Consider the following 22,736-nt stretch of genomic DNA (forward strand, 5'->3'; position numbering starts at 1 on the left):
GAGGCCGAGAGCATCTTCATCATGCGTGAGGTGGTCGCTGAGTTGGAGCGGCCGGTGTTGTTGTTTTCGGGTGGTAAAGACTCGATCGTGATGCTGCGGTTGGCGGAGAAGGCGTTCGCGCCGGCGCGGGTTCCGTTTCCGGTGATGCATGTGGATACCGGTCACAATTTTCCGGAGGTGATCGCGTTCCGGGATGCGCGGGTGGCTGGGTTGGGCTTGCAGTTGGTGGTGGCCAGCGTCCCGGAGGCCCTGGAGGCGGGGTTGGTGCGGGAGTCGGGGGATGGTTCGCGTAACCGGATCCAGACGCCGGTGTTGCTGGCGGCGGTGGAAAAGTACCGGTTTGATGCGTTGTTTGGTGGGGCGCGGCGGGACGAGGAGAAGGCTCGGGCCAAGGAGCGGGTGTTCTCGTTCCGGGATGATTTCGGGCAGTGGGATCCGAAGAACCAGCGGCCGGAGTTGTGGTCGTTGTACAACGGTCGGCACCATCCGGGTGAGTCGATCCGGGTGTTCCCGTTGTCGAACTGGACCGAGTTGGACGTGTGGCACTACATCGCCGCCGAGGGGTTGGCGTTGCCGGAGATCTACTACGCGCATGAGCGTGAGGTGGTGGATCGGGCCGGGATGTTGTACGCGGTCAACGAGTTCTTGGCGGCCCGCCCCGGCGAGATCGTGTTCACCGAGACGGTCCGGTACCGCACGGTCGGTGACGCCTCCTGCACGGCGGCGGTCCGTTCGCGGGCGGACACGGTGGCCGCGGTGATCGAGGAGGTCGCCGCCACGCGGATCACCGAACGCGGCGCGACCCGCGGCGACGACCGGGTCAGCGAGGCGGCGATGGAAGACCGTAAGCGGGAAGGCTACTTCTGATGAGCGTGCCCGTGCTGGAGACCCGCACGATGGACCTGCTGCGGTTCGCGACCGCCGGTAGCGTCGATGACGGCAAGTCGACGTTGATCGGTCGGCTGCTGTACGACACCAAGTCGCTGTTCACCGACCAGTTGGAGGCGGTCGAGGCGGTCAGCGCCGCCCGCGGGGACGAGTACACCAACCTGGCCCTGCTCACCGACGGGCTCCGCGCCGAACGCGAACAGGGCATCACCATCGACGTGGCCTACCGCTACTTCGCCACCCCGCGGCGCAAGTTCATCATCGCCGACACCCCCGGCCACATCCAGTACACCCGCAACATGGTCACCGGCGCCTCCACCGCCGACCTGGCCCTGATCCTGGTCGACGCCCGTAAAGGCCTGGTCGAACAATCCCGCCGGCACGCGTTCCTGTGCTCGCTGCTACGCGTGCCCCACCTCGTGCTGTGCGTCAACAAAATGGACCTGGTCGACTGGTCCCAACAGGTCTACGAACGCATCGCCGACGAGTTCACCTCCTTCGCCGCCAAACTCGAAGCCCCCGACCTGACCGTCATCCCCATCTCCGCCCTACACGGCGACAACATCGTCACCCGCTCCGAGCACAGCCCCTGGTACGAAGGCCCCTCCCTGCTACACCACCTCGAACACGTCCACATCGCCTCCGACCGCAACCTGGTCGACGTCCGCTTCCCCGTCCAATACGTCATCCGCCCCCAATCCACCACCATCACCGACTACCGCGGCTACGCCGGCCAGGTCGCCTCCGGCGTCCTCAAACCCGGCGACGAGATCATGGTCCTACCCTCCGGCTTCACCAGCCGCATCACCAGCATCGACACCGCCGACGGCCCCGTCACCGAGGCCTACCCACCCATGTCCGTCACCATCCGCCTCCAAGACGAAATCGACATCTCCCGCGGCGACCTCATCTGCCGCCCCCACAACGCCCCCACCACCACCCAAGACATCGACGCCATGATCTGCTGGATGGACGAAACCCGCCCCCTCACCGTCGGCGGCAAATACACCGTCAAACACACCACCCGCACCGCCCGCGCCATCATCCGCAGCCTCCAGTACCGCCTCGACGTCAACACCCTCCACCGCGACGAAACCGCCACCCAACTCGGCCTCAACGAAATCGGCCGCATCCGCCTACGCACCACCATCCCCCTACTCGCCGACCCATACCGCCGCAACCGCACCACCGGCGGCCTCATCCTCATCGACGAAACCACCAACCGCACCGCCGCCGCCGCCATGATCACCGAAACCACCTAACCCCCACACCACAACCCCGCAGCCGCACCCCATCCGACAGCCCTACCAGCGGCGATCAGCCGAACGGCCCCCTCCGACAGCGACCGCCGGTCGTCAATCCAGAAAGCTCTCAACCTGCACGCACAAACAGGGCAACTCCAGAGCCGCTTCAGACAACCACCCGGCCGGCCCCGGGACCGGCGCCCGAGCCCCGGCCGCCCGGACCTGGTGGGTCGCCGCGGGTGGGTTCGCGACGGCTAGTGGGAGCCGGGTGGGCGGAGGGGCGGGCGGGCTACAGGCGGGTGGCGCCTGGGCCGGGGATGGCGACGAAGGGTTCTGGCGGGGTGTAGCCGCAGGCTGCGAAGGCGTCGGTGACCGCGCTGGTCACCTTGTTTGTCGCGTCCGCGTCGACCAGGGCCAGTACGCAGCCTCCGAAGCCGCCGCCGGTCATGCGGGCGCCGTAGGCGCCGGCGGAGAGGGCTGCCTCCACGGCCGTGTCGACCTCGGGGACGGTGATCTCGAAGTCGTCGCGCATGGAGGCGTGCGAGGCGGTCATCAGCGGGCCGATCTCGCGTACCCGGCCGTCGCGGAGCAGGGCCACCGTGTCCAGTACCCGCTGGTCTTCGGTCACCACGTGCCGGGCCCGCCGCTGCTGCACCGGGTCGGCGAGGTCGGCCACCATGGCGAGTGTCGCGTCGCGCAGCGCCGGGATGCCGAGCGCGTGGGCGGCTTCCTCGCAGGTGGTGCGGCGGGCCGCGTACTCGCCGGTGACGTGGCGGTGGGGTGCCTTCGTGTCGATGACCAGGACCGCGAGGCCGGCCGCCGCGACGTCGAACGGGATGTGCTCCACCTCGAGTGTGCGGCAGTCCAGGAAGAGCGCGTGCCCCGCGCGGCAGCGGATCGACGCGGACTGGTCCATGATGCCGCAGGGCATGCCGGCGTAGTCGTTCTCCGCGCGCTGGGCCAGCGCCGGGCGCTCGTCCACCGGCAGGTCCAGGCCGCCCAGGTCGGCGAGCGCGGTGAGCACAGAGGACTCCAGCGCGGCCGACGACGACAGGCCGGCGCCCAGCGGGACGTCGGAGGTGAGGGCCATGCGGGCGCCGGGCACGTCGAAGCCGGCCTCGCGCAGGACCCAGACCACGCCGGCCACGTACGCGGCCCAGCCGGCGACGTGCTCGGAGAGGTCGAACGTGATCCGCTCACCGGTCTGCTCGGACCAGACCGTCCACTCCGGAGTGTCGACGCGGGACGCGCCGACGACGGTGCGCTGCGGTAGCGCGAACGGGAGCACGAAACCGTCGTTGTAGTCGGTGTGCTCGCCGATCAGGTTGACCCGCCCGGGCGCCGCCCACACGCCCTCGGGCTCGGCGCCGTAGACCGCGACGAACTGCTTCACGACACGTGCTCGCGGTAGAAGGCCCACGCGTCGGAGACCATGTCGTGCAGCGTCGGCTTGGCCGGCACCCAGCCGAGCTCCTGGCGGGCCAGCTCGGACGAGGCCACCAGCGCGGCCGGGTCGCCAGAGCGGCGGGGCGCGATCTCGACCGGGAGCGGGTGGTCGGTGACCTCGCGGACCACGTCGACCACCTGCCGGTTGGAGAAGCCGGCGCCGTTGCCCAGGTTGTAGATCTTGTGCTCGCTGGGCGTGGCCACGTCCAGCGCCAGCAGGTGGGCGCGGGCGAGGTCTTCGACGTGGATGTAGTCGCGCACGCAGGTGCCGTCGTCGGTGGGGTAGTCGTCGCCGAAGAGCTGCAGCTTGTCGCGCTTGCCGGCGGCGACCCGCAGCGCGATCGGGATCAGGTGGGTCTCCGGCTCATGCCGCTCACCGATCGACACGCCGGGGCGCAGGTAGGCGCCGGCCACGTTGAAGTAGCGCAGCGACACCGCGGCCAGCTCGTGCGCGAACGCCTCCGAGGTCAGCGCCAGGTCGAAGGCGAGCTTCGTCGACCCGTACGTGCTCGTGGGGTGCTTGACCGCCGTCTCCCGGATGGGCAGCTCGGTCGGGTTGCCGTAGACGGCGGCGGTGGAGGAGAAGACGAACCGGCGCACGCCGGCCGCGCGCACCGCGTCGAGCAGGGCGAGCGAGCCGACCACGTTGGCGTCCCAGTACAGCTCGGGCTTGACCATCGACTCGCCGGCGGCGATCAGCCCGGCGAAGTGGAGCACGCCGTCGAAGCCGGCCTCCGGGGTGAGCACCCGCGCCGCGTCGTGGATCGACGCGCGCACGAACGTGGCCTCGGGCGCGATCGCGACCGCGTGACCGGTGCGCAGGTCGTCGAGGACGACCACCTCGTGGCCGGCGTCGAGGAGCATCCGGCTGACGACGCTGCCGACGTATCCGGCGCCGCCGGTGACGAGCAGTTTCACTGGTGGCCTCTCAACTCTCTTGATGTGCTGCCGTGGGCAACGCTACGGCCTCCACTATTCCACCAGATTCGCCCAAGAGTAAACAAGTTCGAACACTGGCTGGGAAAGCACACGGTGCCCGCGCCTGTCTACCATTTCCCCATGCAGGACACGGGCGGCGGAAACGCCGGGCCCCGACGACATACCAGGACGTCGGGGCGTCCCCGACGAGAGCCCGGTCCGGTCAGGCGAGCCGCCGCCCGGATCGTGATCCGGCTGGCCGACGCGGTCGCCGGAGTGCTCGGCGCCGGCCGCACGGCCGGCCGCGAGCGGATCAGCGAGGCCGAGCTGCGTGACCTGATCGCGGCCAACACCCTGCTCGACCCGGTGGAGCGCCGGATCATCGACGAGGTGCTCACCGCGGGCGCCAGCCTGGTCCGCGAGGTGATGATGCCACGCACCGACGTAACCTTTCTCGACGCCGGGCTCACCCTTGACGAGGCGGCCCAGATGGTACGGGCGGAGACACACACCCGTTACCCGGTAATCGATGGCACACACGATGACGTCGTGGGTTTCGTCCACCTGCGTGACCTGCTCATCCGGCCCCCGGGCGACGGGCGGGGTACGGTGCGGGAGCTGACCCGCGAGGTCAAGCGGCTGCCCGGCAGCAAGCGGGTGCTCGCCGCCCTCTCCGAGATGCGCCGGGAGCGGCACCACCTGGCGGTGGTCGTCGACGAGTACGGCGGGACGGCCGGCATCGTCACCCTCGAAGACCTCATCGAGGAGCTGGTCGGCGAGATCCACGACGAGTACGACGCCGCGCCCGACCCGGCCGCCGCGGGCGCCGAGGTCGACGGCCGCCTCAACCTCGCCGACTTCGCCGAGCGCGCCGGCTTCCCGCTGCCCACCGGCCCGTACGAGACGGTGGGCGGCTTCGTGATGGCGCGGCTGGGCCGGCTCCCGCTGGTGGGCGACGAGGTGACCGCCGTGGTGCCCGAAGACGACGACGGCGAGCCGGCCGCGTGGCGCCTGCGCGTGCTGGAGCTCGACGGCCGCCGGGTCGCCCGGGTGGCGATCGCCGCCCACGCGCCGCTCGCCGCGCCCGTACCGGCGACCCGCGTCCCGATCGAGGTCACGATCACCGAAAACGCGTAGCTAGTTCACCTGGAGCTTGCGCCACGTCGAGCCGTCCGCCGAAAACGCGGCCCAGTCCGAGCCGAACAGGTCGTACGCGACGTAGCCGGCGGGCGTGCGGACGATCGGCCCGACGGCGGGAAGCGAGCCGTCCGCCTGGGCGAACGTGCGCCCGTCGTCCTCGCTGACGTACCACTTCTGGTCGGTGCCGGTGACCAGCAGCCGCCCGTCGAGCAGCGGCACCGCCTCGCCGGCCAGCCCCGCCGGGGTGGCGACCGGGCCGGGAGTCGTAGGCGTGAACCGGCGGCCGGAGTCGGTCGACAGGAAGATCGCCGAGATCGCCCGGCCGGCGCCCAGCACCGTCGCGTACACGTGCTCGCCGAGCACCGACACCTGCGCGGTCGAGCCGGCCGCGGCGAGCGGATGTACCTCCCAGCTGCGGCCGGCGTCGCGGGTGACCGCCACCGCCGGCGCGCCGTTCCGGGTGCCGCCGACCCACCAGGCGCCGGCCGCAGTGGGAGCGCCGGCGACCCAGGTGACGGTCACGCCCGCCGGCTGCGTGACGAGTTCGCCGCGCCGGCCGTACATCGAGCTCCAGACCTCGACCGCGCCGCCGCCGAGCCGCAGCAGCTGGCCGTCGCCGACCGCGGTCGCCGGGCCGCCGGGGCGGGCGGTGGCCTGCCAGGTCCGCCCACCGTCCGTGCTGACGTACCCGCCGAGGAGGAGCCGCCCGTCCGGAAACGCGGTGAGGTCAAGGCCGGCACCCGGAGCCGGCGGCATCGTGGCGAGCGTCCAGGTGATGCCCCCGTCGGTGGAGCGGGCGAGGCTCGGCGGGCAGGGTTCCTCGCCGGCCCGGCACTGGACCAGCGCGTACCCGTGGTCGGGGTCGGCGAACTCCACGTCGGTGATCCACCCGCGCGGGTCGATGTACCCGTCGCCGGTCAGGCCGTTGATCGTGATGCCGGCGTCGGTGTAGACGACGCCGGGCGCGGGGTCGGCGACCGGCGGCGGGGGTGGCGGGTCGCCGCTCCACGGCCGGAGCGCGGCGAGGCCGGCCACCGCGAGCAGCGCCACTGCCGCGCCGGCGCGCCGGGCCCCCCGCCGGCGCCGCACCGTGGCCGCCCGCGCGCCGATCCGTTCCAGTGGCGGCTGCTCGATCGCGTCGAGCAGGTCTTCCCGCTCGCGGGCCAGCCGGGTCTCCAGCTCAGGCACGGGCCACCTCCGAGGGGGCGGGGCCGTCCGGAGCTCGGGCGGGTCGCAGGTCGCGGTAGTCGCCGAGCCGCTCGGCGAGCGCCGCCCGGCCCCGGGACAGGCGGGACTTCACCGTGCCGACGGGTACCGCCAGCACCGCCGCCACCTCCTCGACCGGCAGGTCGGCGAAGTAGTGCAGCACGATCACCTCGCGGTACGCGATGGGGATGCCGGCGAGCGCCTCCCGCAGGTCGGCCCGCTCGGGCCCCGGAGCCGGCTCGACCGTACGGGTCACCGGGCGGTCGCGGAGCAGGATCGTGTCGAGCAGCTTGCGGCGCCGCCACCGCCGGCGGACCACGTTGACCGCCACCGTCCGCAGCCACGCCTCCGGGTTGTCCACGCCGGCCAGCCCGTGCGGCCGGGCCAGCGCCCGGGCGAATGCCTCCTGCACCACGTCCTGCGCCTCCGTCAGATCGGTCGTGAAGGCGTAGACCTGCGCGACAAGGCGTCGGTAACAGGCGTGGTACAGCTCACCGATCGCCTGTTCCGCCGCCGCCCGCGCGTCCCGTCCCGGCACCCATCACCGCCCTCTGTGCGTTCTGTGGGGTATGAGCCCTGGCCGGCTTCGGTGGTTCCGGCCGCTCCTGTCAGAATGGCCGGCATGTCGGTGTCTGACGCAACCCCCCGCCCCCGGGTGCTTTCCGGCATCCAGCCGACCGCCGACTCGTTCCATCTGGGCAACTATCTCGGCGCGGTGCGCAACTGGGTCGCGATGCAGGAGACGCACGACACGTTCTACTGCGTCGTCGACCTGCACGCGATCACGATGGGCCACGACCCCGCCCAGCTGCGCCAGCGCACCCGGCTCTCGGCGGCCCAGCTCCTCGCGGCCGGCCTCGACCCCGAGCGCTGCACGCTCTTCGTGCAGTCGCATGTGCCCGAGCACCCGCAGCTGAGCTGGGTGCTGAGCTGCATCACCGGGTTCGGCGAGGCGAGCCGGATGACCCAGTTCAAGGACAAGTCGGCCAAGCAGGGCGCCGACCGGGCCAGCGTCGGCCTGTTCACGTACCCGATCCTGCAGGCCGCCGACATCCTGCTCTACCAGGCCGACGCGGTGCCGGTCGGCGAAGACCAGCGGCAGCACCTGGAGCTGACCCGCGACCTGGCGCAGCGCTTCAACGGGCTGTTCGGCAAGACGTTCACCGTGCCCGCGCCGTACATCGTGCGCGACACCGCCAAGATCACCGACCTGCAGGAGCCGACCGCCAAGATGTCCAAGTCGGCCTCGTCGCCGGCCGGCATCATCGAGCTGCTGGACGACCCGGCCCGCTCGGCGAAGAAGATCCGCTCGGCGGTCACCGACACCGGTCGCGAGATCATCTTCGAACCGGAGGCCAAGCCCGGCGTCTCCAACCTGCTGACGATCTTCTCGGCGCTCACCGGCCGCACGATCGACGACCTCGTCGCCGCGTACGACGGCAAGGGCTACGGCGACCTCAAGAGGGATCTCGCCGAGGTGGTGGTCGAGTTCGTCAAGCCGGTGCAGGAGCGCACCCGGGCGTACCTCGACGACCCCGCCCAGCTCGACAAGCTGCTCGCGATCGGCGCGGAGAAGGCCCGCGCGGTCGCCGCCGAGACGCTGCGGCTGGCGTACGAGCGGGTCGGGTTCTTGTCGCCGGCGCGAAACGCGTAACAGGTGTCCGCCGATGACCGGGTCACCCGGATCGGGGTGGCCATCGACATCCCGGAGCCGTGGGGGAGCCTCCTCACCCGCCGCCGCGCCGATGCGGGTGACCCGCAGGCCGCGTACGTACCGGCGCATCTGACCCTCCTCGGGCCGACCGAGATCGAGCCCGACCGGCTGCCCGCGATCGAGGAGCACCTCGCCGCGGTGGCAGCCACGCAGCCGCCGTTCGCGCTGCATCTGCGCGGCACCGGCACGTTCCGGCCGCTCACCGAGGTGGTCTTCGTCGTCGTGGCGGCCGGCATCAGCGAGTGCGAGCTGCTCGCCGCCGCGATCGGCAAGACCGGCGACATCCACCGGGAGCTGCGCTTTCCGTACCACCCGCACGTCACCGTCGCGCAGGACGTGTCGCCCGAGGCCCTCGACGCGGTGTACGAGGACCTGGCCGGCTTCTCGGCACTGTTCACCGTGGACGCATTCACCCTCTTCTCGCACACCGGCGAGGCGCGGTGGCGGCCCCGGAGGGACTTTCGTCTGGGCAGGTGACGGGCGCGTCGTGCGCGCATCCGTCAGGATGTCGGCGTGAACATCGTCGCCCGGGTGGAAGCGGGCATCAACGGGCGGCTCGACGCCGCCCGCCGCCGTTCCCGGGCGTTCGACCACGTGTACCGGGCGCTCGACCGGTACGGCGCGGTGCTGGGCGGTCGGCTGGCGGCGGCGATCGCCTACTACGGGTTCTTCGCGGTCTTCGCGCTCGGCCTGGTGGCGTACTGGGCCTTCGGCTTCGTGCTCAACCGGAGTGAGCCGCTGCGGGACGCGGTCGACGACTTCCTCAGCCAAAACCTGCCGTTCCTGCAGCTCCAGCAGATCCAGGAGAGCAGCGGCACGATCGGCGCCGTCGGCCTGCTCACTCTGGTGTTCACCGGGATCGGCTGGGTGGAGGCGATCCGCTCCTCGCAGCGCGCCCTGTACGGGGTGCCGCAGCAGCCGGGCAACCTCGTGGTCCGGCGGGTCCTCGACCTGGCCGTGCTGATCGTGGTGTTCCTGCTCCTGGCGATCTCGGTGGCCGCCGCCGACGCGGTCGAGGCGCTGCTGCGGTGGCTGGTCGGCCAGGACGGGCTCCTGCTCACCATCGTCGGCTGGGTGCTGACCGTGGCGTTCAACGTGGTGCTGGCGACCGCGCTGCTCGTGGTGATCCCGCGGCTGCGCATGCCGCTGCGGCGGCTCTACCCGTCGGTGCTCGTGGTCGCGGTCGGCATCACGGTCCTCAACAGCGCCGGCCGGGAGTACGTGATCCGGGTCGACCGCAACCCCGCGTACACAGTGGTCACCGGCGCGGTCGGCCTGCTGCTCTACCTGTACCTGCTCAACCAGCTGCTGCTGCTCGGTGCCGCCCTGGCCGCCACCAGCGGCCACGGCGAGGTGACCGACCTCGCGGCTGGTGGCCCGACTGGCACTGATTTGTCCGAAAACGAGGATCCGCGGCGCCCAGACACCTCATGATGACTGGAATGGGGGCGCTGGTGACATTGGAGCTGCCGGAGGACTCGCCGGCACTTGAGCTGCCGTGGATCGTGACGTTCGGCCCGCTCGGCGACGCCGAGGAGTGGGAGCCGGTGGTCTGCGGCCCGTACGAGCGCCCGCACGCGCTCGCCCTGGCCGAGTCGGTGGTCGCGGACGAAGACCTGATGGCGGTCGTGGAGCCACTGCTGCCACACGTGACCGTCGAGGAGATCCAGGGCGAGATCGCCGCGGCCCGGATGGCGGCCGAGGACGAACGCGCCACGGCCGACGACGCCGCGGACTTCGAGGACTACGACGAGCTCACCCTGAACGGCGCCGACGCCGTGGACGAGGACCAGATGGTCGAGGCCTCCCCACCGCCGCCCCCGGAGGAGGTACGGGCCGGCATGACACGCATAGCCGCCCGGCTAGCGGGGTAGGACCAAACAAGCCCGGTCGTTCGTCGCGCTCCGCGCCGGCGGGCGGCTGAGGAAAAGGTGGCTCCCGGGCCGCCACGGGCCACCGGGAGCCACGTTCCTCCCCGCAAGTGGGCCGACCTGCCGAAAGGCGGGCCGGTCCACTGCCATGTGGGCGGGCTAGGCGGGCACCGGCAGCGGAGCCGCGCCGGTCGAGGAGCGGACCACGAGCTCGGGGCGGAAGACGTACTCGGAGCGGTGGGTGCCGTGGCCGTTGATCTCGTCGATCAGCGCCCGTACGGCCGCCACCGCCATCGCGGTCACCGGCTGGCGCACGGTCGTCAGCGGCGGGTCGGTGAACGCGATCAGCGGCGAGTCGTCGTACCCGACCACGGAGACGTCTCCCGGGATGGCGAGTCCACGCTGGCGGGCGGCCCGGATCGCGCCGAGCGCCATCAGGTCGGAGCCGCAGACGACGCCGGTCACGCCCTGGTCGAAGAGGCGCCCGGCGGCGGCCTGGCCACCCTCGACGCCGAAGAGCGAGAGCGAGATCAGCTCGTCGATCGCCGCGTCGTCGAGCCCGGCGAGCTTCTTCACCGTCGCGCGGTACCCGGCGATCTTGCGCTGTACCGGCACGAAGCGGCGCGGGCCGGAGATCAGGCCGATCCGCTTGTGGCCCAGCGCGACGAGGTGCGCCACCCCGAGCTCGCCGGCCGCGCCGTCGTCGCACGAGACGAACGGCGCGTCGATCCCCGCGGCGTACCCGTTGACCAGCACGATCGGCAGCGGCCGGGCGAGCAGCCGGCGGTAGCGCTCGTGGTCGGCGCTGGTGTCCGCGTGCAGGCCGGAGACGAAGACGATGCCGGAGACCTGGCGGTCGAGCAGCATCTCCACGTACTCGTCCTCGGTCACCCCGCCCGGCGTCTGCGTGCACAGCACCGGTGTGTAGCCGCTCTGGGCCAGGTTGGACTCGATGATCTGGGCGAACGCCGGGAAGATCGGGTTGTCCAGCTCGGGCACGACCAGGCCCACCAGGCCGGCGCTGCGCTTGCGCAGCCGGGCCGGACGCTCGTAGCCGAGGACGTCCAGCGCCGTCAGCACCGCCTGGCGGGTTTCGGTCGACACGCCCGGCCGGTCGTTGAGGACGCGGGACACGGTGGCCTCGCTGACCCCGGCCTGCTGGGCGATGTCGAGCAGTCGTGCCGCCATGCGAACACGCTAGCGCAACGGCAACTTCTTACGCTGCGCGCAAGAGCTTGCTACGCCACCGCCACCCGCAGGGCGTCCCGCAGCCAGACGTAGAGCGGCGTCTGGGTCGGGATCGGCGGCCAGCCGTTGATGATCCCCATGAGCTGCCAGTACCGCTCCGGGCGGGGATCGGTCGAGGATTCGAGTGCGGCGAGCACTTCCCGACGGTACTCGGGCAGGTCGGAACGGCCGGACGCGCCGGCCATCGCGGCGAGGAGGTCGTCCACGACGGGCGCCGCCGCCGCGGAGGCCGGGTCGATGCCGGCCGTGACCGCCGCACCCACCTTCTCCGTGATCAGCTCGGCGGTCTGCGCCCCGACGGCCGGGGGCGCCGGTGCCGCGCCGCCGAACGTCCCCTCGCTCATCCGCCGCAGCAGCGCCCGGAAGTCCGGGTCGCTGACCAGCTCGTGCAGCTCCAGCCAGGCGTCGACCTGCTCGTCCGTGGGCTCGTCGGGCAGCTCGGGCGCCACCGAGCGCATCCGCCCCTCGAACTCGGGGTCCACCGGTATGCCTTCGAAGACGCTGTCGAAGAACTCGGCGATGATGCGGCGGCGCTCCTCGGCCGTGGCGCGCGCGATGCGGTTCATCCGGTCCACCTCCTGTGGTGTGGGCTCATGCCTGGCCAGCGCGCGCAGCACCGCTCGCTGTACGCGCAGCACCCGGATCTGCGCCCCGATCGCCTCCGCGTGGCGGGCCGCGACGCTGCGCAGGTCGGCCTCCCGGTCCAGCAGGCGGCGGATGGTCGCCAGGTCGAGGCCGAGCTCGCGCAGCGTGCGGACGAAGTCGAGGCGCAGCGCGCTCTCCGCGTCGTACCGCCGGTGTCCGGTCCGGGTCCGCGCCGCCTCGGGAACCAGCCCGAGGTCGGAGTAGTACCGGACGGTCTTCACCGACAGGCCGGTGCGGCGAGCGAGCTCTCCGATGTGCATGAGACCGATCGTGGGACCTCCAGCCACGGGAGATTCAACCCTTTAAGAGCACCCGCAGCGCGTCCGCGTACGTCTTGCGGTCCGGGCCGTTGGCGAGGATGCGCTGGAGCGCGAAGCCGGGGATCATGCCGAAGAGCGCGGCGCCGATCGCCTCGGTGTCGGCGTCGGGCGGCAGCTCGCCGGCCTCCTGCGCGCGGCGGGCCAGCGTGGCGAAGAGCCCGCGGAAGCGCCCGTACTTCTCCGCCACGAACCCCGCCAGCGCCGGGTCGCGCAAGGACTCGGCCCACACCTGGATCGCGATCCGCAGCGCGCCCCGCGGCCCGGTCTGCGAGTCGGCGAAGCCCAGCGCGCGGTCCATCGCCTCGGCCAGCGGCAGCGGCGGCTCGTGTGCCGCGAGCTCGGCGAACACCTCCCCGGCGCCCTCCAGCGCGCCTTCCGCGATCGCGGTGATCAGGTCGTTCTTGCTCTTGAAGTAGCGGTAGACGGCACCGACCGACAGCCCGGCCTCGGCGATCACGTCCTGCATCGAGGTGTTGTGGAAGCCGTTGCGGCTGAAGCAGGCGTGGGCGGCGTCGAGGATCTGCTGCCGCCGCGCGGCCAGGTGTTCGTCCGAGACTCGGGGCATGCCGCCAGTATAAAACGAATGCTCATTCGGAGAATGGCACGGTATGCTCACCGGCCGTGGAGGCTCTGCGACTCATCCTGCTGTACGCCCACCTGATCGGCTTCGCGCTGCTGCTCGGTGGCGTGGTGGTCCAGTACCTCTCGGGGCCGATCCGGATCAACCCCCCGATCCTCTGGGGCGCGATCATCCAGCTCGTCACCGGCATCGGGCTCGCCGCCCCGCTGCGCGGCGAGGGCGAGGAGCCGGCACCGGCCAAGCTCGCGGTCAAGCTCGTCATCGCGCTGATGATCTTCGTAATGGTCTTCTTCGCCCGCAAGCGCGAGGTGGTCAACAAGGGCCACTTCCTCGCGATCGGCGGACTCACGCTGGTCAACGCGGCGGTGGCTGTCTTCTGGCGCTGATCCCCTCGGAGAAGCCCTGACCCCACCTTGGAGAAACCTACGACCCGGCGGGAACGCCGGAGGGTTTCCTTTGGACGGTCCAGGCATTACCGGTCGCTCGGGCGCCTGTTCTACTACCCGGAACGCCGCTCACCTCCGGCTGGTGATCTCTGAACCTGCCGGTCACAGGCGGGTAACAGGGGTTCAACAACCGTGCACGAATCTCAGCCGTCGAGCGTACGGAAGCGTACGCTCCCGACCGTGGAAGCACCGCAAACTTTGCGGTGAGCTTTGGGGAAGGAGACCGTCTTGCGCTCAGCGCGTGGGATGCGGGTCGTCTCGTTGTTTGCGGTGGGCGGGCTCGCGCTGAGCGCCGCCGCGTGTGGAGACGCGCCCGACGAGGGTGGCAGTGGCTCGAGCCCTGCCGCTCAGAAGTACACCGCCTGCATGGTTACCGACGTCGGCGGCATCGACGACCGTTCGTTCAACACCTCCGCCTGGAAGGGCGTCCAAGCCGCCGCCAGCGAAAATAACAACATCGATCCGAAGTACGTCGCGTCCAGCGCCGAGGCGGACTACGAGCCCAACCTGACCGGCTTCGTGACGCAGAAGTGCAACTTCATCCTGGCGGTCGGCGGCCTCATGTCCGATGCCACGAAGAAGGTGGCCCAGGCCAACACGACCCAGCAGTTCGGCATCGTCGACTCCAACCCGGGCGTGTCCAACATCTACCCGATGCAGTTCGACACCGCGCAGGCCGCGTTCCTCGCCGGTTACCTGGCCGCGGGCTACTCGAAGACGGGCAAGGTCGGCACGTACGGCGGCCTGCCGATCCCGCCGGTGACCATCTTCATGGACGGCTTCGTCGACGGCGTCGCGCACTACAACCAGGCCAAGAGCAAGAACGTCCAGGTGCTCGGCTGGAACAAGGGCACCCAGAAGGGCAACTTCACCAACGACTTCGTCAAGCAGGACGAGGGCAAGAAGGTCAGCGACACGCTGGTCGCCCAGGGCGCCGACATCGTCTTCCCGGTCGCCGGTGGCGCCGGTCTGGGTACCGCCGCGGCCGCGCAGGCCTCCAACGGCAAGTACAGCGTGATCTGGGTCGACGTCGACGGATGCGAGAGCGCGCAGCAGTACTGCTCGACGTTCCTGACCACCGTCGTCAAGAACATCCCGGACGCCGTGAAGGACGCCGTCTCCAAGGGCGCCAAGGGCGAGGCCCTGCCCAGCTCGCCGGGCTTCCTCGGCACGCTGGCCAACAACGGCGTCTCGCTCGCCCCGTACCACGAGTTCGACAGCAAGGTGCCGGCCGAGCTCAAGGCCGAGGTCGACAAGCTCAAGCAGGACATCATCGCGGGCACCATCAAGGTCACCTCGGCGGCCCAGCCCAAGTAACCGTCCCTTCGCGATCAGGGCGTCCTCCAAAAGGGGGACGCCCTGATTACCACCCGGAGGTTCCGCTGAAACTCGAGCTGCGCGGCATCACCAAGCGGTTCGGTGAGCTGGTCGCCAACGACCACATCGACCTGACGGTGGAGCCCGGAGAGATACACGCCCTGCTGGGCGAAAACGGTGCCGGCAAGTCGACGCTGATGAACGTCCTCTACGGCCTGCTCCAGCCGGACGAGGGCGAGATCCTGGTCGACGACGAGCCGGTGCAGATCCGCAGCCCCCGCGACGCGATCAACGTGGGCATCGGCATGGTCCACCAGCACTTCATGCTGGTACCGGTCTTCACCGTCGCGGAAAACGTGATGCTGGGCGCGGAGAAGGTGCGCGGCGGGATCGCCGGCTTCCTCGACCGCCGCCGCGCGCGCCGCGAGGTGGAGGAGGTCTCCACCCGGTACGGCCTGCGGGTCGACCCGGACGCCGTGGTCGAGGACCTGCCGGTCGGCATCCAGCAGCGGGTCGAGATCGTCAAGGCGCTCACCCGCGAGGTCGACCTGCTCATCCTCGACGAGCCGACCGCCGTGCTCACCCCGCAGGAGACCGACGAGCTGCTCGCCGTCATGCGGTCGCTCAAGGAGTCCGGCAAGTCGATCGTCTTCATCACCCACAAGCTCGGCGAGGTAAAGGCGATCGCCGACCGGATCACCGTGATCCGCCGCGGCCGTACGGTCGCCACCGCCACGCCCGACGCCAGCCGCGACGAGCTCGCCGCGCTGATGGTGGGGCGCAGCGTGAGCCTGACCGTCACCAAGCTCCCCAAGGAGCCGGGCCCGCCGGTGCTGCGGGTCGAGGGCCTGGTCGTCAACGACGAGCGCGGCCACCAGGCGGTCGCCGGCGTCGACCTCGAGGTGCACGCGGGCGAGGTGCTCGGCATCGCCGGCGTGCAGGGCAACGGCCAGACCGAGCTGGTCGAGGCGATCATGGGCCTGCGCCCGGTGCTGGCCGGCACCGTCACCCTCGACGGCCAGCGGATCGACGGCTGGAGCGCCAAGAAGGTGCTCCACGCCGGCGTCGGCTACGTACCCGAGGACCGCAGCGTCGACGGGCTGGTCAAAGAGTTCACCGTCGCGGAAAACCTCGTGCTGGACATCTACGACCGGCCGCCGTTCGGCTCCCGCGGCGTGCTCCGGCCGGACGCGATCGCGGCGTCGGCCAAGGAGCGGATCGCCCAGTTCGACGTGCGAACCCCCTCGCACGACGCGACGGTCGGCACGCTCTCCGGCGGCAACCAGCAAAAGGTCATCGTGGCCCGGGAGATGTCCCGCCCCCTCAAGGTCTTCATCGCCGCGCAGCCCACCCGGGGCGTCGACGTCGGCTCGATCGAGTTCATCCACAGCCGGATCGTGCACGAGCGCAGCGTCGACACCGCCGTACTGCTGGTGTCGAGCGAGCTCGACGAGGTGATCGGCCTCGCCGACCGGATCGCTGTCATGTACCGGGGACGGATCCTCGCGGTCGTCCCGCCCGACACCCCGCGCGAGGAGATCGGCCTGCTGATGGCCGGCGTCGTCCAGGAGGAAGGATGAGCACCGCGACCGAGGAGAAAGCCCCGCAGCAGCGCAAGGAGTCCTTCGCGGAGGCCTTCCTGCACGGGCTCTGGGCGGCCAACACGGTCACCGTCACGATCCTGGCGGTGGTGCTCGCACTGGTCATCGGCGGGATCCTGATCATCGTCTCCGACCCCGACGTGATGGCGCAGTACGGCTACTTCACCGCCCGCCCCGGCGACGCGCTGCAGGCGAGCTGGGACGTGGTGAGCAACGCGTACGCCAGCCTCTTCAAGGGCTCGGTCGTCGACCCGGCGGCGGTCAGCGACTGGATCAGCGGCGACGGCAGCTGGGAACGGGTGTTCGCGCCGATCTCGGAGACGCTGACGTACACGACGCCGCTGGTCTTCACCGGCCTCTCGGTGGCGCTGGCCTTCCGCGGCGGCCTCTTCAACATCGGCGCGCAGGGCCAGGCGATCGTCGGCGTGATCCTGGCCGCGCTGGCCGGCTTCCTGATCCCGCTGCCGCCGGTCATCCACCTGATCGTGGCCCTGCTCGCGGGCGCGCTGGGCGGCGCGATCTGGGGGTTCATCCCGGGCTTCCTCAAGGCGCGCACAGGCGCCCACGAGGTGATCAACACGATCATGCTCAACTACGTCGCGCTCTACTTCCTCACCTGGATCATCGTCCAAAAGGGAATCCAGAACCCGGACCGCACCGACGCGATCAGCAAGCCGGTCGACTCCTCCGCCCAGCTGCCCCGGCTGCTCGGCGACAACCTGCGGGTGCACGCCGGCATCATCCTCGCGGTGCTGGTCACCTGGGGCGTGGCCTGGCTGCTCAACCGCTCGACGCTCGGCTTCGAGCTGCGCGCGGTGGGCAACAACCCGGACGCCTCCCGTACGGCCGGCATCAGCGTCACCGCCACGTACGTCTCGGTCATGGTCATCGCCGGCGCACTGGCCGGCCTCGGCGGCGCCAACATGGTCGTCGGCTCCACCGCCGACGCGCTGACCCCGCTGGTCGTGGCCCAGATCGGCTTCGACGGCATTCTGGTCGCACTGCTCGGCCGGGTCAGACCCTGGGGCGTCGCGCTCGCCGCGCTGCTCTTCGGCGCGCTGCGGGCCGGCGGCAACACCATGCAGTCGGTATCGAGCATCTCGCTGGAGCTGGTCACCGTGCTCCAGGCGCTGATCGTCATCTTCATCGCGGCACCCGCACTGGTAAAGGCGATCTTCCGGTTGCGCGCCGCCCGGGCCGCGCGCCTCTCGACGAGCTTGGCGAAGGGCTGGTGACCGGGGTGTCCACGATCACCGCGGAGGAGATTGCCGTCGCGCCGGTCGAGACCGGCTTCTGGACCCGTTCCCGGAAGGTCGGTGTCGGGCTCGCCGCCGCCGGTGTGCTGGCCGCGATCGTGTTCGGGGCGCTGGCCACCTCGCAGACCGCGCGCTTCACGCTGAGCGAAGACGCGCAGGGCGCCGCGCTCTCGATCGACGGCACCTTCGGCGCGATCCTGTTCGGCCTGATCGCCGCCGTCGCGGGCGCCGCGATGTTCACCGACCGGTGGTTTCCGTGGCTGCTCGGCGTGGGGATCGTCGGCTTCGTCCTGTCGTTCCTGTGCTGGCAGATCTCCGACGCGCCGGCCGGGCAAAACTTCATGCCCCTGGTCAACATGGTGCGCGGCACGTTCCTGCTGGCCGTACCACTGATCTTCGGCGCCCTCGCCGGCGTGCTCTGCGAGCGCTCCGGCGTGGTCAACGTGGCGATCGAGGGCCAGCTGCTGATGGGCGCGTTCGCCGGGGCGCTGGTCGGCACGATGGCGGCGAGCGCCTGGATCGGGCTGATCGCGGCGGCGATCGGCGGCGCGTTCGTCTCGCTGCTGCTGGCGATCTTCACGATCCGCTACCTGGTCGACCAGGTCGTCATGGGCATCGTGCTCAACCTGCTCGCGCTCGGCCTCACCGGCTTCCTCTACGAGCGGCTGATGCAGACCGACCAGGCCAAGTACAACCAGCCACCGCACTTCGGCAGCTGGGAGATCCCGCTGCTCAAGGACATCCCGGTACTGGGGCCGGCGCTCTTCCGCAGCAACCTGTTCCTGTACCTGGCGCTGATCCTCGTGCTCGTCGTCCACATCGCGCTCTTCCGCACCCGCTGGGGGCTGCGCACCCGCTCGGTCGGCGAGCACCCGACGGCCGCCGACACGCTGGGCGTGCGCGTGCTCGGCCTGCGCTACCGCAACGTGCTGCTGGCCGGCGTCGTGGCCGGTATCGGCGGGGCGTCGTACACGCTGCTGCTCTACTCGTTCACCAAGAACATGATCGGCGGCAAGGGCTTCATCGCGCTGGCCGCGCTGATCTTCGGCCGCTGGAGCCCGACCGGGGCGCTGCTCGCCGCGCTCTTCTTCGGCTTCGCCGACCAGCTCGGCGTCTACCTCGGCGCGATCAACAGCATCATCCCCAGCCAGTTCCTCGCGATGCTGCCGTACCTGGCGACGATCCTCGCGGTCGCCGGTCTGGTCGGCCGGGTGCGGGCCCCCGCGGCTGACGGCAAGCCGTACATAAAGGGGTGACAACCGCGCTGGGAAGGAGCTTCGCTCGCGGGGGAGGGTAAGAAAGACACGTGGAGATCGATTGGGAACGGCTGCGCGCGGCGGCCGTGGAAGCCATGCGCAACGCGTACGCGCCGTACTCGAACTTCCCGGTCGGCGTGGCCGGGCTCGTCGACGACGGGCGGATGGTCGTCGGCTGCAACGTGGAGAATGCCTCGTACGGCGTGACGCTCTGCGCCGAGTGTGGACTGGTCTCGTCGCTGCACGCGACCGGCGGGGGACGGCTGGTCGCGGTCTCCTGCGTCGGTGGCGACGGCGAGCCGCTGATGCCCTGCGGCCGCTGCCGCCAGCTGCTGTACGAGCACGGCGGCGCCGAATGCCTGGTCGAGGCGGTACCCCGGCCGCTGCGCGTCGCCGAGCTGCTGCCGTTCGCGTTCGGCCCGGAAGACCTGGTGGCGGCCGAGGCGTCCAAGGAGCCGAAGGTGCCCAGCCGGCTGCTGCGCTGGCGCGGTCGCGGCACCGTCTTCGTACACCCCGACCTGGCCGCCGGGCAGCGGGTCTGGACCGGGTACTGGGACCGGTCCACCGGCACCGACGGCAAGGAGACCGGCATCCTGGAGGAGGCCCCCTCCTGGGGCAACGTCGATGACGCGATCGCCTGGGGACGGGTACGCACACCCCGGGTCGTGCTGATCGACGAAGAGGGCAAGATGCGCTGGGTCGGCGAGGGCGATCCGCCTCCCAGCGAGTGAGCGCCGCCGCCCGGCGGCGTGACCGGGGCCAGAAAGCAGGGCGGCGATGACGTTCGCGGCGGTTGACGTGATCCGGACCAAGCGCGACGGCGGGGTGCTCTCCGACGCGCAGATCGACTGGGTGGTCGACGCGTACACCCGGAGCGAGGTCGCCGACGAGCAGATGGCCGCGCTGGCCATGGCGATCCTGCTGCGCGGCATGACGCCGGCCGAGATCGCCCGGTGGACCGCGGCGATGATCGCCAGCGGGGAGCGGCTGGACCTCTCCGCGGTGTCCCGCCCGACCGTCGACAAGCACTCCACCGGAGGCGTGGGCGACAAGATCACGCTGCCGCTGACGCCGCTCGTGGCCGCCTGCGGTGCCGCGGTGCCGCAGCTGTCCGGGCGCGGGCTCGGCCACACCGGCGGCACGCTCGACAAGCTGGAGTCCATCCCCGGGTGGCGGGCGGCGCTGACCAACGAGGAGTTCGTGGCCCAGCTCCGGGACGTGGGCGCGGTCGTCTGCGCGGCCGGCGAGGGCCTGGCGCCCGCCGACCGCAAGCTGTACGCCCTGCGCGACGTCACCGGCACGGTCGAGGCGATCCCGCTCATCGCCAGCTCGATCATGAGCAAGAAGATCGCCGAGGGTACCGGGGCGCTCGTGCTGGACGTCAAGGTCGGCTCCGGCGCGTTCATGAAGTCGGCGGCCGACGCCCGCGAGCTCGCCCGCACGATGGTGGACCTGGGCAAGGCGCACGGCGTGGCGACGGTCGCGCTGCTCACCGACATGTCCACGCCGCTCGGCCGCGCGGTCGGCAACGCGGTGGAGGTGGCCGAGTCGGTCGAGGTGCTGGCCGGCGGCGGACCCGCCGACGTGGTCGAGCTGACGCTGGCGCTGGCCGACGAGATGGTCGCGGCGGCCGGGCTGCACGCCGACCCGGCGCGGGTGCTGGGCAGCGGCAAGGCGATGGACTCGTGGCGCGCCATGATCCGCGCGCAGGGCGGCAACCCCGAGGCGCCGCTGCCGGTCGCCCGGGAGACCGAGACGGTACGCGCCGAGCGCGACGGGTACGTCTCCACAGTGGACGCGTTCGGGATCGGGGTGGCCGCCTGGCGGCTCGGGGCCGGCCGGGCGCGCAAGGAAGACCCGGTCAGCGCCGCCGCCGGCGTGGTGCTGCACAAGAAGCCCGGCGACCCCGTGCGGGCCGGCGAGCCGCTGTTCGAGCTGCGTACCGACGATGCCAGCCGGATGCCCGCGGCGCTGGCGGAGGCCGTCGGCGCGGTGCTGGTGGCGGAGGTCGCGCCGGGTCCTCGTGCCCTGGTCATGGAGCGCATCGCCTAGAGCCTGCGGGAGGGGCGTGGTGCGGACCGGCCGGAAGAGCTATTCTCCCTGGCCAGGGGGCGCAGCAGCGACGATTGGCAGGACGAGGACCAGTGGCTGTTCCGGCTCCCGACCCGCGGCACGTGCGCCTGGCCAGCGTGGAAGAGATGCGCCGCCTGGGGCTACCCCTGCCGCCGCCGCAGTTTCCGCTGGTCTGGGAGCCGGGTGACGAGGTCGAGCTGCGGCCGACCGCCGAGATCGAGGCCCGCGCGGCGATCCTCCACGTGGTGCTCGCCCGCTGCTTCGGCATGCCGGCCCAGGCGGCGATGAGCTGGCTGCTCGGCTCGCGCCTGGTCGAGCAGGTGACCCCGCCGGAGTGGCAGTTCGTCATGGGCGGGCGGGGCGACCACCGTTCGTTCGTGCTGCACCACGACGCCGTGTACGCGCTGGCCTGGCTCCTCGGCCTCTCCAAGCATCTCGACCCGGAGCAGGTCGCCGACGACCGGCTGGTGGAGTTGCTGCCCAACCTGCCGGCGGGGGAGACGTTCGCCGAGTGGCGCTCGCGCAGCCTCGCCGCGCCCCGCTCGGCCGTCGACGCCGCCACCGTGCTCGACTTCTACTACTGCCTCGACTGGGGATACCTGGAGGCTGAGCGGATCGGCGCGCCGCTGCCCGGCGAGATCGACGCCAACGCGATCGGCCAGCGGCGGTGGGCCCTGGAGTGGGCCGTGGTCTTCCGCGGGCCGTATCACGACCCGCCGGCAGGCTGGGAAGAGGTCGACCTCTCCACGTAGACGCCGAGCCGCACCGACGCGGTCACCGTGACCGGGCTCGCTCCGCTCCGGAGGGCGGCGGTCGCCGGGACGGTGTGCCAGGCGCTCGGGCCCATCCCCACCAGGGTGGCCGCCTCCCGCGGGCTGAGCGTCAGCGTGCGGGTGAGCGAGGTCTCCTCGGCGAGCCGGAAGTGCCCCTCCAGGCTGGCCGCCACCCGCTCGGCCTTCTCCGGGTCGACCTGGAGCAGCGATAGCCGCTCGACAAGCTCCGCCAGGTGGTCGGCGGCGGGTGTCACCACCAGCAGCACGCCGCCCGGCCGCAGCACCCGGCGAAACTCCGTGCCGTTGCGCGGCGCGAACACGTCCAGCACCACCCCGGCCGACCCGTCCGCCACCGGCAGCCGGCCCCACGTGTCGCAGAGGGCGGCGCCGGCCCGCGGGTGGGCGCGCGCCGCGCGGCGCAGCGCCGGCTTCGAGACGTCCAGCGCCAGACCGGGCGCGGCCGGGAGGGCGTCGAGCACCGCGGCCAGGTGCCGGCCGGTGCCAGCGCCGGCGTCCAGGACCAGACCGCCCGGGTACGCGGCACGCGCGGCAGCCGCCAGGGCGGTCGAGATGAAGTCGTAATGCCCGGCAGCCAGGAACTCGGCCCGCGCCGCGACCATCTCCGCGGTGTCGCCGGTGTGCGGGGAGCGGCCGGTGCTCAGGTTGACGTACCCCTGGCGGGCGATGTCGAAGCTGTGGCCGCGCGGGCAGCGGAGCACTCCCGGCGCGGCGCCGAGCGGCTCGCCACAAACCGGGCACCGCATGTTTGCGAGTACCGGAGCGTCCATAATCTT

Annotated in this window: 23 protein-coding genes; 15 read left to right on the top strand and 8 right to left on the bottom strand. The window is 71.3% G+C overall.

Going from position 1 to position 22,736, the window contains the following annotated elements; translation table 11 throughout:
* A partial coding sequence (gene cysD, locus RB614_RS36465) for a sulfate adenylyltransferase subunit CysD (protein ID WP_308717261.1) occupies positions 1-867 on the top strand: 867 nt, incomplete at its 5' end.
* Positions 867-2,150: a sulfate adenylyltransferase subunit 1 gene (locus RB614_RS36470; protein WP_308717262.1), complete on the top strand. Its 1,284-nt coding sequence runs from the start codon at positions 867-869 to the stop codon at positions 2,148-2,150. The genes cysD and RB614_RS36470, both read left to right, overlap by 1 nt.
* A gap of 271 nt (positions 2,151-2,421) precedes the next feature.
* Here RB614_RS36470 and galK read toward each other — a convergent pair whose 3' ends face one another.
* Together galK and galE are read right to left on the bottom strand one after the other, a co-directional pair.
* Complete coding sequence (gene galK, locus RB614_RS36475; protein WP_308717263.1) at positions 2,422-3,525, bottom strand: galactokinase; 1,104 nt, start codon at positions 3,523-3,525, stop codon at positions 2,422-2,424.
* Positions 3,522-4,496, bottom strand: coding sequence for a UDP-glucose 4-epimerase GalE (galE, locus tag RB614_RS36480; protein ID WP_428983182.1), 975 nt, complete (start codon positions 4,494-4,496; stop codon positions 3,522-3,524). The genes galK and galE overlap by 4 nt, the downstream gene beginning before the upstream one ends.
* 141 nt (positions 4,497-4,637) lie before the next feature.
* Between galE and RB614_RS36485 the strand changes: the two genes are divergently transcribed.
* A complete protein-coding gene (locus RB614_RS36485) occupies positions 4,638-5,633 on the top strand; it encodes a hemolysin family protein (protein WP_308717264.1) in 996 nt (331 codons plus the stop codon).
* Here RB614_RS36485 and RB614_RS36490 read toward each other — a convergent pair whose 3' ends face one another.
* Both RB614_RS36490 and RB614_RS36495 read right to left on the bottom strand, forming a co-directional pair.
* Complete coding sequence (locus RB614_RS36490) at positions 5,634-6,824, bottom strand: sialidase family protein (protein WP_308717265.1); 1,191 nt, start codon at positions 6,822-6,824, stop codon at positions 5,634-5,636. It abuts the gene before it with no gap.
* Complete coding sequence (locus RB614_RS36495; protein WP_308717266.1) at positions 6,817-7,380, bottom strand: RNA polymerase sigma factor; 564 nt, start codon at positions 7,378-7,380, stop codon at positions 6,817-6,819. The genes RB614_RS36490 and RB614_RS36495 overlap by 8 nt, the downstream gene beginning before the upstream one ends.
* Before the next feature lie 90 nt (positions 7,381-7,470).
* Here RB614_RS36495 and trpS point away from each other — a divergent pair, with 90 nt between their 5' ends.
* Genes trpS through RB614_RS36515 form a run of 4 tightly spaced genes read left to right on the top strand, consistent with a single transcriptional unit; the run spans position 7,471 to position 10,430 of the window.
* The gene (gene trpS / locus RB614_RS36500; RefSeq protein WP_308717319.1) at positions 7,471-8,496 is read left to right on the top strand and encodes a tryptophan--tRNA ligase; all 1,026 of its coding nucleotides are present in this window, start codon (positions 7,471-7,473) and stop codon (positions 8,494-8,496) included.
* Positions 8,497-8,499: 3 nt separating this feature from the next.
* Positions 8,500-9,033 carry a 2'-5' RNA ligase family protein gene (locus RB614_RS36505; RefSeq protein WP_308717267.1) on the top strand — a complete coding sequence of 178 codons (534 nt, stop codon included), beginning with the start codon at positions 8,500-8,502 and terminating at the stop codon, positions 9,031-9,033.
* A gap of 36 nt (positions 9,034-9,069) precedes the next feature.
* The gene (locus RB614_RS36510; protein WP_308717268.1) at positions 9,070-9,990 is read left to right on the top strand and encodes a YihY/virulence factor BrkB family protein; all 921 of its coding nucleotides are present in this window, start codon (positions 9,070-9,072) and stop codon (positions 9,988-9,990) included.
* A gap of 8 nt (positions 9,991-9,998) precedes the next feature.
* Entirely contained in the window at positions 9,999-10,430 is a 432-nt protein-coding gene (locus RB614_RS36515) for a hypothetical protein (protein WP_308717269.1), read from the top strand.
* Positions 10,431-10,586: 156 nt separating this feature from the next.
* Here the strand turns inward: RB614_RS36515 and RB614_RS36520 are convergent, their stop codons facing one another.
* Genes RB614_RS36520 through RB614_RS36530 form a run of 3 tightly spaced genes read right to left on the bottom strand, consistent with a single transcriptional unit; the run spans position 10,587 to position 13,205 of the window.
* Complete coding sequence (locus RB614_RS36520) at positions 10,587-11,615, bottom strand: LacI family DNA-binding transcriptional regulator (protein ID WP_308717270.1); 1,029 nt, start codon at positions 11,613-11,615, stop codon at positions 10,587-10,589.
* A gap of 50 nt (positions 11,616-11,665) precedes the next feature.
* A complete protein-coding gene (locus RB614_RS36525) occupies positions 11,666-12,580 on the bottom strand; it encodes a MerR family transcriptional regulator (RefSeq protein ID WP_308717271.1) in 915 nt (304 codons plus the stop codon).
* Between the two features lie 34 nt (positions 12,581-12,614).
* Entirely contained in the window at positions 12,615-13,205 is a 591-nt protein-coding gene (locus RB614_RS36530) for a TetR/AcrR family transcriptional regulator (protein ID WP_308717272.1), read from the bottom strand.
* 56 nt (positions 13,206-13,261) lie between these two features.
* On the opposite strand from RB614_RS36530, the gene RB614_RS36535 reads away from it, so the two are divergent.
* From RB614_RS36535 to RB614_RS36570, 8 genes are all read left to right on the top strand, one after another.
* A complete protein-coding gene (locus tag RB614_RS36535) occupies positions 13,262-13,606 on the top strand; it encodes a hypothetical protein (protein WP_308717273.1) in 345 nt (114 codons plus the stop codon).
* A 306-nt stretch (positions 13,607-13,912) separates the two neighbouring features.
* The gene (locus tag RB614_RS36540) at positions 13,913-14,983 is read left to right on the top strand and encodes a BMP family lipoprotein (protein WP_308717320.1); all 1,071 of its coding nucleotides are present in this window, start codon (positions 13,913-13,915) and stop codon (positions 14,981-14,983) included.
* A 125-nt stretch (positions 14,984-15,108) separates the two neighbouring features.
* Positions 15,109-16,563 carry an ABC transporter ATP-binding protein gene (locus RB614_RS36545; protein WP_308717321.1) on the top strand — a complete coding sequence of 485 codons (1,455 nt, stop codon included), beginning with the start codon at positions 15,109-15,111 and terminating at the stop codon, positions 16,561-16,563.
* The gene (locus tag RB614_RS36550) at positions 16,560-17,819 is read left to right on the top strand and encodes an ABC transporter permease (RefSeq protein WP_308717274.1); all 1,260 of its coding nucleotides are present in this window, start codon (positions 16,560-16,562) and stop codon (positions 17,817-17,819) included. The genes RB614_RS36545 and RB614_RS36550 overlap by 4 nt, the downstream gene beginning before the upstream one ends.
* A gap of 5 nt (positions 17,820-17,824) precedes the next feature.
* Positions 17,825-19,096, top strand: coding sequence for an ABC transporter permease (locus RB614_RS36555; RefSeq protein ID WP_308717275.1), 1,272 nt, complete (start codon positions 17,825-17,827; stop codon positions 19,094-19,096).
* Positions 19,097-19,146: 50 nt separating this feature from the next.
* On the top strand, positions 19,147-19,827 hold the full coding sequence (locus tag RB614_RS36560; protein WP_308717276.1) for a cytidine deaminase: 681 nt from the start codon (positions 19,147-19,149) through the stop codon (positions 19,825-19,827).
* A gap of 46 nt (positions 19,828-19,873) precedes the next feature.
* On the top strand, positions 19,874-21,148 hold the full coding sequence (locus RB614_RS36565) for a thymidine phosphorylase (protein ID WP_308717277.1): 1,275 nt from the start codon (positions 19,874-19,876) through the stop codon (positions 21,146-21,148).
* A gap of 146 nt (positions 21,149-21,294) precedes the next feature.
* Positions 21,295-21,921 (top strand): DUF4272 domain-containing protein, encoded by a 627-nt coding sequence (locus RB614_RS36570; protein WP_308717322.1) that lies wholly within the window; start codon positions 21,295-21,297, stop codon positions 21,919-21,921.
* Here the strand turns inward: RB614_RS36570 and RB614_RS36575 are convergent.
* A complete protein-coding gene (locus RB614_RS36575) occupies positions 21,876-22,730 on the bottom strand; it encodes a putative RNA methyltransferase (protein WP_308717278.1) in 855 nt (284 codons plus the stop codon). The two genes, RB614_RS36570 and RB614_RS36575, sit on opposite strands and share 46 nt — an antisense overlap.
* Between the last annotated feature and the right edge of the window lie 6 nt (positions 22,731-22,736).

The organism is Phytohabitans maris, assembly GCF_031085175.1.
Classification (GTDB): Bacteria; Actinomycetota; Actinomycetes; order Mycobacteriales; family Micromonosporaceae; genus Phytohabitans; species Phytohabitans maris.